General features: G+C 58.6%; 1 pseudogene. It reads right to left on the bottom strand.

From position 1 onward, the window contains the following. Positions 1–143 precede the first annotated feature (143 nt). Positions 144–524 (bottom strand): annotated as a pseudogene (gene fusA, locus EN932_RS37570) (elongation factor G); the annotation flags it as partial.

The following is a 524-nucleotide window of genomic DNA, read 5'->3' as shown; positions in this document are numbered from 1 at the left end:
ATGTTCACGTGAGGCTTGTTACGCTCGAATTTACCTTTGGCCATAATCGTTCTCCGTCTATTCTACCCGCTTGGGGGAAATTGTTATTCGCTCTTCAGATCCGGCACCGCGCAAGAGACGCGACGTCGATGGCTAAGGAACCCTTACGCGTATTTCTTCTGGACTTCCTGGGCCACTGCGGTCGGGACCGGCTCGTAGTGATCGAACTGCATCGTGTAGGCCGCACGGCCCTGGCTCATCGAGCGCAGGTTGTCGACATACTTGAACATGTTGGCGAGCGGCACCATCGCGTTGATGACCACGGCGACACCACGTGCTTCCTGACCCTGGATCTGGCCACGACGACCGTTCAGATCGCCGATGACGCTGCCGACATAGTCTTCCGGCGTCACGACTTCGACCTTCATGATCGGCTCGAGCAGCTGCACGCCAAGCTTGGGTGCTGCTTCACGGAAGCAGGCGCGGCCGGCGATTTCGAAGGCCAGAACGCTGGAGTCGACATCGTGGTAAGCGCCGTCGATGAG

This window comes from Mesorhizobium sp. M7A.F.Ca.US.002.01.1.1, from assembly GCF_004022955.1.
Taxonomy (GTDB): Bacteria; Pseudomonadota; Alphaproteobacteria; order Rhizobiales; family Rhizobiaceae; genus Mesorhizobium; species Mesorhizobium ciceri.
Note: the sequence above shows the minus strand (reverse complement) of the source record. Positions and strands in the feature narration are given on the sequence as shown.